11 protein-coding genes are annotated in these 13,338 nt (G+C 70.6%); 10 read left to right on the top strand and 1 reads right to left on the bottom strand.

Going from position 1 to position 13,338, the window contains the following annotated elements:
- Window positions 1–14: 14 nt before the first annotated feature.
- Genes O7553_RS13785 through O7553_RS13775 form a run of 3 tightly spaced genes read left to right on the top strand, consistent with a single transcriptional unit; the run spans window position 15 to window position 3,630 of the window.
- The gene (locus O7553_RS13785) at window positions 15–509 is read left to right on the top strand and encodes a VOC family protein (protein ID WP_281555187.1); all 495 of its coding nucleotides are present in this window, start codon (window positions 15–17) and stop codon (window positions 507–509) included.
- Complete coding sequence (locus O7553_RS13780; protein WP_281555186.1) at window positions 509–2,032, top strand: AMP-binding protein; 1,524 nt, start codon at window positions 509–511, stop codon at window positions 2,030–2,032. The genes O7553_RS13785 and O7553_RS13780 overlap by 1 nt, the downstream gene beginning before the upstream one ends.
- Complete coding sequence (locus tag O7553_RS13775; RefSeq protein WP_281555185.1) at window positions 2,029–3,630, top strand: AMP-binding protein; 1,602 nt, start codon at window positions 2,029–2,031, stop codon at window positions 3,628–3,630. The genes O7553_RS13780 and O7553_RS13775 overlap by 4 nt, the downstream gene beginning before the upstream one ends.
- 3 nt (window positions 3,631–3,633) lie before the next feature.
- Here O7553_RS13775 and O7553_RS13770 read toward each other — a convergent pair whose 3' ends face one another.
- Window positions 3,634–4,623 carry an MBL fold metallo-hydrolase gene (locus O7553_RS13770; RefSeq protein WP_281555184.1) on the bottom strand — a complete coding sequence of 330 codons (990 nt, stop codon included), beginning with the start codon at window positions 4,621–4,623 and terminating at the stop codon, window positions 3,634–3,636.
- Window positions 4,624–4,692: 69 nt separating this feature from the next.
- On the opposite strand from O7553_RS13770, the gene O7553_RS13765 reads away from it, so the two are divergent.
- The 7 genes from O7553_RS13765 to O7553_RS13735 all read left to right on the top strand — a co-directional run bounded on the left by O7553_RS13765 (window position 4,693) and on the right by O7553_RS13735 (window position 13,323).
- Window positions 4,693–6,243, top strand: coding sequence for an AMP-binding protein (locus O7553_RS13765; RefSeq protein ID WP_281555183.1), 1,551 nt, complete (start codon window positions 4,693–4,695; stop codon window positions 6,241–6,243).
- A gap of 39 nt (window positions 6,244–6,282) precedes the next feature.
- Entirely contained in the window at window positions 6,283–7,434 is a 1,152-nt protein-coding gene (locus O7553_RS13760; protein ID WP_281555182.1) for an acyl-CoA dehydrogenase family protein, read from the top strand.
- 13 nt (window positions 7,435–7,447) lie between these two features.
- Entirely contained in the window at window positions 7,448–8,509 is a 1,062-nt protein-coding gene (locus O7553_RS13755; RefSeq protein ID WP_281555181.1) for an acyl-CoA dehydrogenase, read from the top strand.
- A gap of 80 nt (window positions 8,510–8,589) precedes the next feature.
- Window positions 8,590–9,717, top strand: coding sequence for an LLM class flavin-dependent oxidoreductase (locus O7553_RS13750; protein ID WP_281555180.1), 1,128 nt, complete (start codon window positions 8,590–8,592; stop codon window positions 9,715–9,717).
- Window positions 9,714–10,733 carry an LLM class flavin-dependent oxidoreductase gene (locus O7553_RS13745; RefSeq protein ID WP_281555179.1) on the top strand — a complete coding sequence of 340 codons (1,020 nt, stop codon included), beginning with the start codon at window positions 9,714–9,716 and terminating at the stop codon, window positions 10,731–10,733. The genes O7553_RS13750 and O7553_RS13745 overlap by 4 nt, the downstream gene beginning before the upstream one ends.
- Window positions 10,730–12,334 carry a class I adenylate-forming enzyme family protein gene (locus O7553_RS13740; protein WP_281555178.1) on the top strand — a complete coding sequence of 535 codons (1,605 nt, stop codon included), beginning with the start codon at window positions 10,730–10,732 and terminating at the stop codon, window positions 12,332–12,334. The genes O7553_RS13745 and O7553_RS13740 overlap by 4 nt, the downstream gene beginning before the upstream one ends.
- 11 nt (window positions 12,335–12,345) lie before the next feature.
- Window positions 12,346–13,323 carry an LLM class flavin-dependent oxidoreductase gene (locus O7553_RS13735; protein ID WP_281555177.1) on the top strand — a complete coding sequence of 326 codons (978 nt, stop codon included), beginning with the start codon at window positions 12,346–12,348 and terminating at the stop codon, window positions 13,321–13,323.
- The last annotated feature ends 15 nt before the right edge of the window (window positions 13,324–13,338 follow it).

The following is a 13,338-nucleotide window of genomic DNA, read 5'->3' as shown; positions in this document are numbered from 1 at the left end:
GGAAGGGAGCCACCATGCCGGTGAGCGAGGTACACCATGTGGCCGTGACCGTTTCCGACGTCGACCGGGCTGCGGATTTCTACGAGAAGGCGCTGGGCTACCGCCGGACGCTGCGGGCCGACGTGGCCGGCCCCGGCATCGAGGTGTCGCTGGGACTGCCCGCTGGCACCACCGGCCGGGTCCAGTACCTGCAGGGGCCGAGCCGCATCGGTCAGCTGGAGCTGATCGAGTGGAACGGCCCCGCGACCCGGACGGCGACCGGTGGACATCTGGAGCTGGGCACCTTCCTGCTCAGCTTCGCGGTGCCGCTGGCGGAGATGGACGAGCTGCACGCACGACTGGTCGAGCTGGGCGCGCAGTGTCTGAGCCCGCCGAATGAGGTCATGCTCGACAACTACGGGCTGATCACCGCGTTCGCGGCCCGTGACCTCGACGGCAACCTGCTGGAGTTCGTGGCGCTGCCGTCCCGGGAGGAGATCCTGGCCCGGCGGCGGGAGGGCGGCAGCTGATGGCGACCAGCAACTTCACCGAAACGCTGCGCCGGCAGGCGCTGCGCCGCGCCGAGCGGGAGGCACTGGTCGACGGGGATTCCCGCTGGACCTATGCCGAACTGGACGCCGACGTCGACCGGCACGCTGCGGCACTGCGCGACGCCGGCATCGTCGACGGCGACCTGGTCGGGGTGCTCGGGCGCAACACCGCCACCTACGTCATCGAACTGCTGGCGCTGAGCCGCCTCGGTGCGATCTCGGTTCCGCTCAACTGGCGGCTGCACCCCCACGAGCAGGCGTACGTCCTCGACCAGGCCGGTGTCACCGGGCTGATCTACGACGACGACTTCGCCGACGTCGCCGCCACCCTGGCGGCCACGACCGGGCTGCGGACGGTCGTGGCCAACGGGGCCCGGGTCGTCGTTGACGCCCGTCGGCTGGCCGATCTGCTCGCTGCGGCGCCGCCCGGGGTACGGGTGCCGGACGCCGAGAAGACCGCTGCCGACGTACACCGGCTGCTCTACACCTCCGGCACCACCGCACGGCCGAAGGGCGTCATCCACACCTGCGGGAACCTCACCGCCAACCACCTGGCGCAGGTGCTCGAACTGGAGCTGACCGCAGCCGACCGGATCCTCGTCTCCGCTCCGCTGTTCCACGTCAGTGGGCTGGAGGCGCCGGGCCTGGCGACGTTCGTGGCGGGCGCGACGATGGTGCTGACCCCGACGTTCAAGCCTGCGGACATCGCCCGGACCGTGGCCCGGGAGCGGATCACCGGCATGGTCCTGGCCGCGCAGATCCTCTTCGGCCTACTCGACCGCGACGACCAGTCGGATCTCGGGTCGCTGCGTTACCTGCTCTTCGCCGGGGTCGCGCCCAGCGTGCGGCGCGAGGTGAAACGTCGGCTGCCGCACGTCCGGCTGGTGGACACCTTTGGCATGACCGAGCTGTGCAACGGCGTCTGCTACCTGGATGCCGCCCACGAACAGTGCAAGGTCGGCGCGCTCGGCGCGCCGTTTCCCGGGGTGCACATCCGGATCGTCGACGAGCACTTCCAGCTGGTGCCGCCCGGCGTGGAAGGAGAGATCATCATCCGGGGCGAGAAGATCTCACCCGGCTACTGGAACGACGACGAGGCCAACCGGCGGACCCGCCGGGACGGTTGGTTCCTGACCGGAGACGTCGGGCGGATCGACGCCGACGGCTACCTGTGGTTCGTCGACCGCCGCGCCGACCTGATCAAGTCCGGTGGGGAGAACATCGCCAGCGCCGAGGTCGAACGGGTCATCGCCGGGCATCCCGACGTCAGCGAGGTCGCCGTCATCGGGGTGCCGGACCAGACCTGGGACGAGGTCCCGAAGGCGTACGTGATCCTGCGCGCCGACGCGACCACCACGGCGGAGGGGATCCGCGAGCACTGCCGGGCCGAGCTGGCCCGGTACAAGGTGCCGAAGTACGTGCAGATCGTGACGTCGCTGCCGCGCAACGACTCCGGCAAGGTGCTCAAGAAGCAGCTGCGCGAGACGGCGGTGACCGGATGAGTACGGCGAACGTCGCCGCGATGCTGGCCGGCAACGCCAGGAGGTTCGCCGACGTCGACGCGTTGGTCTTCGAGGGCCGGCGGTGGACCCACCGCCAGCTCGCCGTCGACGTCGAGGCCCTGGCCGCAGGGCTGGCCGCCGAGGGGATCCGCCGCGACGTCCGGGTGGCGATCATCTCGAACAACGTGCCCGAGTTCCTGCTGCTGTCGCTGGCGTTGTCGAAGCTCGGCGCGGTCTTCGTGCCACTGAACTACCGGCTCACCGCCGCCGAGCTGGCCCAGCTGCTGCGGCACGCGCGGGTCCGGGCGGTCGCGACGGTCCCGGAGTTCGCCGCGTTGACCGACGCGGCGTTGACCGACGCGGCGTTGACCGACGCGGCGTTGACCGACACCGGATCGAGTGAGCCCGTGGCCGACGTGCGCCGGTTCGCGCTGGAGCCGATCGACGACGACGGCTGGGTAGACGTGCGCGCGCTGATCTGGACCCACCGGGGTGCCCGGGTCGCCGACGTCGATCTCGACGACGCGGCCCTGCACCGGATCGTCTACACCTCCGGCACGACCGGGCTGCCCAAGGGCGTGCTGCTCACCCACGGCAACGTGAACATGAACATGCACGCCCAGATCGTCGAGCTCGGGCTGCGGCCGAGCGACCGGATCCTCAACTTCGCACCGCTGTACCACGTCGGCGGCACCGACCTGCCGGGCTTCGGCATCTGGCATGTCGGCGGCACGATGGTGCTGCAACGGCGGTTCGAGCCGGCGGCGGTGCTGCGGGCGATCGAGACCGAGCGGATCACCGGCATGGTGATGGCGGCGACGATGCTCGACATGGTCCGCCGTGCGGCCGATGCCGCCGTCGATCTGACCTCATTGCGGTGGGTCATCTACTCGCAGGTCACGTCGGCGTTGTTCGCCGTGGCGCGGGAGCTTTTTCCGGACGCGCGGCTGATCGAGGGTTACGGTCTCACCGAGACGTGCGGCGCTCTGACGTACCTGGACGAGGCGCACATGCGGTCCAAGCAGGGGTCGGTCGGCCTGCCCGTGCCGTGGGTCCGGGTGCGGGTGGTCGACGCGGACGGCAACGACGTGCTGGTCGGCGACGACGGGGAGGTGATTGCGCGCGGCCCGAAGGTGAGCCCCGGCTACCTCGACGATCCGCAGGCGACCAGGGCGGCCTGGCGCGACGGGTGGTTCCACACCGGCGACATCGGTCGGTTCGACGCCGACGGCTACCTGTACATCCGCGACCGGCTCAAGGACATGATCCGCAGCGGTGGGGAGAACATGTCCAGCGCCGAGATCGAGAACGTGCTGGCCGACCACCCGCTGGTGTTGGCCGCGTCGGTGGTGGCTGCGCCGCATCCGGTGTGGCTGGAGGTCCCGGTGGCGTTCGTGATCGGTCGACCCGGCCTGGAACCCGAGTCGCTGATCGCGCACGCCCGGCAGCGCCTCGGTGGTTTCAAAGTCCCGAAGGAGATCTACGTCGTGGACGAGTTTCCGACGAATCCGTCCGGCAAGGTGCTGAAGCGGAGCCTGCGGGAGCTGCGGTCGTCGGCGCAGCCGGACTGGACGTACGACCGGTCGCGACGGGACTGACGACTACCGGTGGACGCCCGCGGTGTGCCGCAGCAGGGCCTGGGCATGGACGAGGGAGAACCGTTGGGTGCCCCGGCCGAGTTCGTCCCAGGGCTTACGCCACCGCATCCGCCGGGCGACGTCCCAGGCGGTGGCCTGCCCGTCGGCCCCGGCCAGAGCGCTGACGGCGGCGACCTCGGCGCGGTGCAGCGCGGCCAGCTCGTCGGCGCGGGCCGCGACGTCGCGGTACGGGAACTGGTGGGCCGGGCAGGCGATCGTCGCGCCGAGGTCGCGGATGCGCTGCAGCGTCCGGAACAGGTCCGCCGTCGGGTCGTCGTCGGCGCGGCTGACGATCGCGAGCTGGGTGGGCCCCTCGGACATCATCGTGTCGCCGGTGAAGACCAGGCCGCGGGTGTCGACGTAGACGGTGTGCCCGTAGGTGTGCCCCGGGGCCGGCACGGCGCGGATGGTCACGTCGCCGAACCGGAACTCGGTCTCGTCGGCCACGGCAAGGTCGATCCGCAGGTCCTCGTGGTGCGCGGTGACCGCCACCGCGTCGGCGTACATCGCCTCGACGACGTCGGGTGGGGCGCCGGTCGTCGTGAGGGCGGTGCGCAGTTGGGTGAGGAAACCGCCCCTGCTCCGGCGCATGGTGGCGAAGTCGTCGGCCTGCCCCATGACCACCGAGGCGCCGGACAGCGCCCGGATCCGGGCGGCGAAGCCGATGTGGTCCGGGTGGTTGTGGGTGAGCAGGACGGTGGAGATCGTCTCGACCCGGTGGCCGATCGCGGTGACCGACCCGGTGAACGACTCCCAGCAGCTCGGGTGGTCGTAGCCGGCGTCGATCAGGACACTGCCGTCACCGGTGTCGATCAGGAAGACGGTGACGTAGCGCAGCGCGCTGCCGCGCAGCGGGACCGGGATCGCCCAGACCCCGTCGGTGACCTCGGTCGGAGTCGGCATCCGCCGGGCGTGATAGCTGGCGGCGTGCGCGTCGTTCACGGGTCTGGACATCGCCAGATGCCTCCCTTACTGTGGAAACAACAACATACCGGATGGTCGGAATCTAACTCAAGGAGTCCGATGAGCGACGAGCGGACCGGCTTCCGGCTCTGGGCAGCCGCCGAGCCGGAGCTGTGCGCGATCGTGACTGCCGATGATCGGCAGATCTCCTACGGCGAGATGTACGCCGAGGTGAACCGGATCTCGCACGGCCTGCGCACCCGTGCGGGCCTGCGTGCCGGTGACACGGTCGCGGCGGTGATGACCAACAGCGCCGGCATGGTCGCGCTCTACCTGGCCGCGATGCAGTCAGGGCTCTACCTGGTGACGCTCAACTACCACCTGACCGAGCCCGAGATCGCCTACATCCTCGCCGACAGCGGCGCCAAGGTGGTCGTCTGCTCCGCGCGGGTGGAGCCGGTCGTCGCCGCTGCGGCCCACGCCGGTGTGCCCGGGGTGCAGGTGTACGTCGACGGATCCCCCACCACCGGTCGCGTCCGCCCGCTGTCGCAGCTCACCGACGGCATGCCGACCGTGAGCCCGGAGCAGACCCCGGCCGGGTCGCTGATGATGTACACCTCGGGCACCACCGGCCGCCCGAAGGGGGTGAAACGACCACTGGCCGGAGTCGACGCCGACACGGGTGCGTCGACCTACCGGTGGTTGTTCCAGGAGTTCGGGATGGAACGCCCAGCGTTCGGATCCTGGCTCGTCTCGGCTCCGCTGTACCACTCGGCGAACATCACCCCCGCGATGGGCGCACTGCACGCCGGCGGCACGATGGTCCTGATGGACGGCTGGACGCCGGAGGGTTTCCTACGTCGGGTCCACGACCAGCGGGTCACCGGGACGAGCATGGTGCCGACCCACTTCTACCGGCTGCTGCAACTGCCCCAACCGGTGCGCGACAGCTACGACATCTCCTCGCTGCGCTATGTCCTGCACGGCGCCGCGCCGTGCCCGCGCGAGGTCAAGCAGCGCATCCTCGACTGGTTCGGCCCGGTGGTCTACGAGTACTACGGCTCGACCGAGGTCGGCACCACCATCGCCCGCCCGCACGAGTGGCTCGCCCACCCGGGCACGGTCGGTCGCCCGGCGTCCATCTCGACGCTGCGGATCCTCGACGAGGCCGGCAACGAGGTGCCGGCCGGCCAGACCGGCATCGTGTACATGCGTCAGGGCTCCGACCGGGTCGAGTACCACAACGACCCCGGCAAGACCGACGGCGCCCGCCGCGACGGGCTGATGACCGTCTGGGACGTGGGCCACGTCGACGCCGACGGTTTCCTGTACATCACCGGCCGGGCCGCCGAACTGATCCTGGTCGGCGGGGTCAACGTCTACCCGGCCGAGATCGAGGCCGCGTTGCTCGGTCACGACTGGATCGCCGACGCCGGAGTCGTCGGCGTACCCGATCCGGAGTTCGGCGAGGTGCCGCAGGCCCACGTCGTGCTGACCGAGAGCGCACCCGACGCCGAAACGGCGCTCGCGCGGATCCGCACCTACCTAGCCGAACGGTTGGCCAAGCCGAAACGTCCGCATTCGTACGTCGTCTGCGCGGCGTTGCCTCGCGATCCCAACGGCAAGCTCTACAAGGCGCGGCTCAACCGTACCCCGGAGGTGTCGGCGTGACCACGACGTGTGAGGTGTCCGACGACAGGGGAGCCTGCCGTGGACTTCGATGACAGTGACAGCGACCTCGCGTTCCGGCGCGAGGCCGGCAGTTGGCTCGACGACGCGCTGCGCGACGTGCCCGATCAGGAGGAGCTGTCCCAGACCGAGCGTGAGCACTGGTCACGGGTGTGGCAGGAGCGGCTCTGCGCCGGCAACTGGGCCGGGTTGTCCTGGCCGGTCGGGCACGGCGGCCGGGGGATGGACTCGCTGGCGCAGGCGGTCTTCAACGAGGAGGCGGCGGTCCGGGGCGCGCCGTACCCGCTCAACGGCGTTGGCATGATGCTGGCCGGTCCGACGATCATCGCGCACGGCAGCGACGAGCAGCAGGCCCGGTACCTGCCGGGAATCCTGCGCGGCGAGGAGTACTGGTGCCAGGGCTTCAGCGAGCCAGGCTCCGGCTCCGACCTGGCGAGTCTGCGTACCGCCGCGACCCGGGTCGACGGCGGCTGGCTGATCAACGGCACCAAGATCTGGACCTCCAACGCGCACAACGCCTCCCGGTGTCTGCTGCTGGCGCGGACCGACCCCGAGGAGACCCGGCACCGGGGCATCACCTACTTCCTGGCCCCGATGGACCGGTTCACCGTCCGACCACTGGTGATGATCAACGGGGACACCGAGTTCAACGAGATGTTCCTCGACGACGTGTTCGTCCCCGACTCCGACGTGCTCGGCGGGGTCGGCAACGGCTGGAAGGTCGCGCTCACCACGCTCGCCTTCGAACGCGGCAGCATGGCGCTGAACCTGTGGGTGTGGGCCCGCCAGGCGGTGGACCGGGTCGTCGATCTGGCGATCGCGCGGGGACTGGCCGACGACAGCACCGTCGTCGACACGATCGGCGCGCTGCAGTGCGACGCCGAGGCGGTCCGGATCGGGTCGATGCGGATGCTGGCGGAGAGCCGTGCCGGTGGCGTCCCCGGCCCGGAGACGTCGGCGCTGAAGAGTCTGTGGGCCGGCGTGGTGCAGAACGCGAACCGGCTCGCGGTGCAGCTCGACGAGGCTGGCGGTGTGCTGCTCGACGGTGCCGGTGCCGCCGCCCGGATGCACCGCTACCTGCGTGCCCGCGCCCACACGATCGAGGGCGGCACGGAGGAAGTCCAGAAGTCGATTCTCGCGGAGCGGGTGCTGAACCTGCCCCGTTCACGTTGAGCGGAGTGGCCGCGTGCACGCGACATTCACCCAGGAACAGCAGGAGATTGGCGAGACCGTCGCGGCCCTCGCCAAGGCGCAGACCGGCGCGGCGCGAGCCGCGCTGTCGGCCGGTTGGCAGCCCTGCGCCGCGGACGGACCGCTGCTGCGCGACTTCGGGCTGCTCGGCGTGCCGGAGTCGGCCGGTGGTGTCGGATCGGCGCTGATCGACCTGCTGGTCGCCGTAGAGGTGCTCGGTGAGCACCTGGTCCCGAGTCGGTTCGCGGCCCACGCGGGTGCCGTACAGCTGCTCTGCGGCGACGACCGACGGTCGGTGCCGCTGCCCGACGAGATCCTCGACGGCCGCCGGGTGCTCACTCCGGCGGTCGACGTGCCGTCCACGCCTGGTTGGCCGGACCGGTCGGTGCCGGATCCGCTGGTGCGGACCCTGGTGCCGTACGCCGCTCAGGCGGACGGGTTCGTCGTCGCCGGTCCCGACGGGGTCTGGGTCGCCGGCGCCGCCACGGTCGCCGAGCGGGCCGAGGTCACCGAACGGCGGTCGTTCGACCCGTCGGTACCGCTGTCGGACGTGTCGCTGTCCATGCCGCAACGGCTCGATCCGGTCGGCACCGGGTTGTGGCGGGCGACCCTGGTGGTCGCCGCCGAGTTGTGCGGCGTCGCGCAGGGCGCGATCGAGCTGGCCGCCGAGCAGGCCCGCACCCGGATGCAGTTCGGCCGGGTGATCGGGTCGTTCCAGGGGGTGGCGTTCCAGCTGGCTGAGGCCGCCACCGCGCGCAAGGCAGCGTGGGACCTGACGCTCTACGCCGCCTGGGCGGTCGACAACCATCGTCCGGACGCCGGGATCCAGGTGCACGCCGCCAAGGCGGCGGCGGGGAAGGCCGCGGTCTTCGCCGCCGAGCGGGGAATCCAGGTGCACGGCGGGATGGGTATCACCATGGAAGCGGATCCGCATCTGTTCCTGCGTCGGGCGTTGGTGCTCGACGCCCGGGCCGGCCGTGGCCGATGGCACCGGCACCGGGCCGGCGCGCTGCGGGTCGAGGCGCGCCGGGTGGGTTCGGGGCACCGTACGGACTAGTGCGCTGACCTGCGCAGACCTTGCAGTGACAGAAGCGCAGCGGTAACATACCGGCTGGTCGGAATAAACGAGGAGTGGTCGTGAAGTTCGGAATCATGAACCTGTTCCCGGTGGCCGACGGGGCATCGGACCATCAGGTGCTACGGGAGACTCTCGACGAGATCCAGCTGGCCGACGAGCTCGGCTTCGACTCGATCTGGTTGGCCGAGCACCACTTCTCGAAGTACGGCATCCTCGGCAGCCCGGTCAACTTCGGCATGGCCGTCGCCGAGCGGACCAGCCGGATCACGATCGGCACCGCCGTGCTGGTGCTTCCACTGCACCACCCGCTGCGGCTGGCCGAGGACATCGCGGCGCTCGACGTGCTCAGTGGTGGTCGGGTCACCATCGGGGTCGGCCGTGGCTACCAGCCGGCCGAGTTCGCCGGCTTCGGGATCGCCCTGGCCGAGTCGAAGCAGCGCTACCAGGAGACCCTGGAGGTGCTGCGGTTGGCGCTGACCCAGGAGAAGTTCTCCTACCACGGCGAGATCTACCACTTCGACGACGTCACGACCTACCCCCGGCCGTTCACCCCCGGCGGTCCGCCGATCCTGCAGGGCACGGTATCCCCGGACAGCTTCCGGGAGCGCGGCGCGGTCGGCGAGCCGATCATCACCTCACCGAACTTCACGCCGTTGGGCATCATGCAGAAGAACTTCAGCCTCTACCGGCAGAGCATGCAGGCCAACGGTTTCGATGTCACCACCTACGAACTGCCCTTCATGCAACAGGTGTGGTGCGGTGACGGCGAGGACGGCCTGCGTGAAGCCGCCTCGGCGGCGATGAACTACTACAAGTCCGTCGGCAAGGTGATCCCGGGTTCGGAGGAGGCGATCGAGCAGGAGCGGTCCTACTACGCGGCGGTCGCCAAGAACATCGAACTGCTGACTCTGGAGCAGACCCTGACCCACGGCGGCAACTTCGGCTCGGCGCAGCGCGTCATCGAGACCATCGAGATGCTGCGCGAGCAGCTCGGCATCAACCACTACATCGGCTGGCTGCGCATCCCGTCGCTCGACCGGCGGAGCGCGCTGAAGTCCATGGAGGAGTTCGCCACCAAGGTGATCCCGCACTTTCGCGCGGCGGACCAGACGGGCCGCCGGACCGACGGCCACGACCCGGCCGATGACGTCTTGACGACCTCCGCCGCCCAGGCGGTCATCGGATGAAGGTCAGCTGTTTCCTCAGTGCCCAGTTCGATCCGTCGACCAGCGCCTCCGACGGTATCGACCAGGTACTGGACCAGGCCACCGCCGCCGAGGCGGCCGGCTTCCACGCCGTCTACCTCGGCCACCACTTCCTCGCCAGGTCCGCGTTCGTCCAGCCGGTGCCGCTGGCCGGCTACCTCGCGCGGGCGACCACCCGGGTACGCATCGGCTTCGGGGTGCTGCTCGCACCGCTGCTGAACCCGGTCGCGCTCGCCGAGGACCTCGCCTCCCTCGACGTGCTCTGCCGGGGACGGTTGACCGTCGGCGTCGGTGCCGGCTACCGCAAACGGGAGACCGCCGCGTTCGGCGTGGAATGGACCGACCGGCTGCGCCGACTACGCGAGTACGTTCCGATCCTGCGGGCGCTGTGGAACGGCGAGACGATCGACATCGCCGGCAGCTGGGGCGAAGTCCCCGGCGCGTCGCTGGCGCTGCGCCCGGTGCAGCCCGGCGGCCCGCCGCTGTGGATCGGTGCGTTCGCCGAGCCGGCGGTCCGCCGCGCCGCCCGACTGGACGCGCCGTGGCTCATCGGCCCCAAGGGCACTGACGCGGAGCTCGCCCGACTGCTCGGCGTCTACCGGGGCGAACTCGTCGACCGCGGCTTCACCCTCGACCGTGAGTACCCGATGAGCCGGGAGGCGTTCATCGGCGACAGTTACCCCGCCGCGGTCAAGGCCGTCCGACCGCATCTGCAGCGCCAGTACGCCGGATACCGGTCCTGGGACGGCGCCCAGTCCCTGGACATCGACCGGTATCTGGCGCAGGACTGCCTGGTCGGTTCTGCGGACGAGATCGTCGACAAGCTGCGGCGTTGGGAGGCCGAACTCGGCATCACCGAGGTCTCGCTGCGGCACCAGTTCGTCGGCGCCAGCCAGGCCGAGGCGATGGAGCAGCTCGCCCGCTTCGGTGCGGAGGTCGTCCCCCGACTCGCCGGGCCACGACCCGCGTCGCCAGCCGCGCCGGAGGTCGCCCGATGAGCACCGACCCAGTGATGGCCCCACCGGACGCCGACAATCTGGCCCGCGTGTTGGAACGGCGTCGCGCCGACCGCACCGACGTCGTCGGCCTGTACGGCGAGGACGGTCGGTCGTGGACGTTCGACGAGATCGACCTGCTCGCCGGTGGGGTGGCCGTGGCACTGCGGGCCGAGGGCGTGAGCGCCGGCGACCGGGTGGCCTGCTACCTGACCAACGGCCCGGACATCGTCTTCTTCCTCTTCGGCTGCTGGAAGCTCGGCGCGGTCCCGGTCACCGTCAGCAGTTTGTACAACGCGGCCGAACTCGCCGAGTCGCTGGCCAAGACCAGCCCTCGGCTGCTGCTCGTCGACGGGCGCAGCCCGGACGTGGTCGCCGAACTCGCCAGCGCCAGAGCCGGCGTCGCGATCCGCCGCGTCGCGCAGCTGCGCCCTGCGACCGGTGGCGTCGGGGAAGCGGACGTCGAGCCGCTGCCCTGGCGTCGGCAGGTCCGGGTGCCGGCAGTCGACGTCGACCCGCAGGCCGAGGCCTGCGTGCTGTTCACCGGCGGGACGACCGGCCGGCCGAAGGCGGTCAGCGTCACCCACGGCGGGACCCGCGACTCGCTGATGCGGCTGGCCTGCGTCGCCACCGGCACCGACGCCGAAGGCACCGCCCCGGCGGCGGCCAGGCCGAACCTCATCGCCCTGCCGCTGTTCCACAGCGGCGGTCAGCACTCGCTGCTGTTCGCCTTCTTCGTCGGTCGTCCGGCGGTGGTCTGGGAGAGGTTCGGCGTCGACCGGCTCGCCGACCTGATGGACCGGTTCCGGTTCGACAACTTCTTCTTCCTGCCCACGATGGTCTACGACATCGTGTACGCCGAACGGGACCTGCCCTTCGACGGGGTCAAGTCCGTCCTGGTGGCCGGTCAGGCCATCTCGTGGTCGCTGCGCCGAGCTTTCGAGGAGCGGTACCAGGTGCCGATCCTGGTCAACTACGGATCGACCGAAGCCGGGCACATCGCCGGCTGGACCGGACGGGACATGAAGGCCGGCCGCTGGAAACCCGGCTCCGCCGGGCGGGTCTACCCGGGGGTGGAGCTGGAGATCCGGGACGAGACCGGTGCCGCCCTGCCAGCCGGCCGACAAGGCGAGGTGGTGGTCCGCTCCGCGTTGACCAAGGGCTATGTCGACGACGACGCCGCGTCCCGCGAACTGGTCCGGGACGGCTGGGTGCACACCGGTGACATCGGCTACGTCGACGACGACGGGGTGCTGTTCCTGGTCGGCCGGAAACGGGACATGATCAAATGCGGTGGCTTCCAGGTCTGGCCCGAGGAGATCGAGGACGAGCTGCGCAGGCATCCGCTGGTCAGCGACGTGCGGGTGCTCGGGCGACCGGACGACCGGCTCGGCGAGATACCGGTCGCCCTCGTGGTGCGCAGGACCGACGACGCGGTGACCGACACCGAACTCTCCCAGCGCCTCGTTGCGTACGCCCGGGACCGGCTCGCCCACTTCAAGACGCCCCGCCGGATCGAGTTCGTCGCCGCACTGGAACGCAGCGCCACCGGCAAGATCAGCCGAGCGACGCCGGCCACGACGCGGGCGGGTGCGTCCGGATGAGGTTCGGCATCATGGCCTCGCACCAGTATCCGCACGGCGACGACCTCGGTGGGCACCTGGCCGAGCTGTTCGGCACCGTCGAACTCGCCGCTGAACTGGGCTACGACTCGGTGTGGACGATCAACCACTTCCAGTCGAACCTGGCCACCCCGCAGCCGATCTCGATGCTGGCCAGCCTCATTCCGCGCTCCGGTGACATGCTGCTCGGCACCGGCATCCTGCTGCTGCCGATGTTCCACCCGGTGCACGTCGCGGAGGAGTTCGCGACCCTGGACCACCTCTCCGGTGGGCGGGTGGTCCTCGGCGTCGGCGCCGGGTACCGGGACAACGAGCTCGCCGCGTTCGGGATCGACCCGCAGACCCGGTTCCGGCGTTTCGACGAGAGCATCCGGCTGATCCGCGCGTTGTGGACCGGGCGGCCGGTCACCCGGGACGGCGAGTTCTACCCGCAGACCGAGGCGACCATCGGCGTCGCGCCGCTGACCCCGGGCGGACCACCGATCTGGATCGGTGCCGGCGGCAGGAAAGCGGTCCGCCGGGCCGCCCGGCTCGGCGACGCCTGGTACGCGCCGGGCAACTCACCGAGCCGCCGGTTCCTGCCCGAGCATCGGGCCGTCTACGAGGAGGCGTTGGCCGAGTACGGCCGGGACCCGACGACAGTGCAGCGCCCGGTCGGGGTCGAGCTGTACTGCGCGCCCAGCACCGAGCAGGCCGTGGCCGAGGCACTGCCGCACGCCCGGCGGGAGTACGCCACCTACGCCGAGTACCCGGCGCTGCGCTGGCAGCGGGACCGCTTCGACGAACTGGTCCGCAACACGCTGCTGCTGGGCTCACCGGACTTCCTCATCGAGCGGATCTCCGCCCTGCGGGAGCTGGGGTTCGACCACGTCATCTTCCGCCCCGGTTGGCTCGGCATGCCGACCGGGAAACTGCGCGCCTCGCTGCGGCTGTTCGCCGCCGAGGTGATGCCCGCCTTCCGTGCCAGCTGACCTAAGGAACTCGCC

This window comes from Solwaraspora sp. WMMA2059 (genome assembly GCF_027497315.1).
Lineage (GTDB): Bacteria > Actinomycetota > Actinomycetes > Mycobacteriales > Micromonosporaceae > Micromonospora_E.
The sequence above is the reverse complement of the archived record's forward strand: the minus strand, read 5'-3'. Positions and strand labels throughout refer to the sequence as shown.

What these genes read in the sequence shown, in the direction of transcription:
- O7553_RS13785 (WP_281555187.1), top strand. Translation starts at nt 15, where the DNA reads ATGCCGGTGAGCGAGGTACACCATGTGGCCGTGACCGTTTCCGACGTC.
- O7553_RS13780 (WP_281555186.1), top strand. Translation starts at nt 509, where the DNA reads ATGGCGACCAGCAACTTCACCGAAACGCTGCGCCGGCAGGCGCTGCGC.
- O7553_RS13775 (WP_281555185.1), top strand. Translation starts at nt 2,029, where the DNA reads ATGAGTACGGCGAACGTCGCCGCGATGCTGGCCGGCAACGCCAGGAGG.
- O7553_RS13770 (WP_281555184.1), bottom strand. Translation starts at nt 4,623, where the DNA reads ATGTCCAGACCCGTGAACGACGCGCACGCCGCCAGCTATCACGCCCGG.
- O7553_RS13765 (WP_281555183.1), top strand. Translation starts at nt 4,693, where the DNA reads ATGAGCGACGAGCGGACCGGCTTCCGGCTCTGGGCAGCCGCCGAGCCG.
- O7553_RS13745 (WP_281555179.1), top strand. Translation starts at nt 9,714, where the DNA reads ATGAAGGTCAGCTGTTTCCTCAGTGCCCAGTTCGATCCGTCGACCAGC.
- O7553_RS13740 (WP_281555178.1), top strand. Translation starts at nt 10,730, where the DNA reads ATGAGCACCGACCCAGTGATGGCCCCACCGGACGCCGACAATCTGGCC.
- O7553_RS13735 (WP_281555177.1), top strand. Translation starts at nt 12,346, where the DNA reads ATGGCCTCGCACCAGTATCCGCACGGCGACGACCTCGGTGGGCACCTG.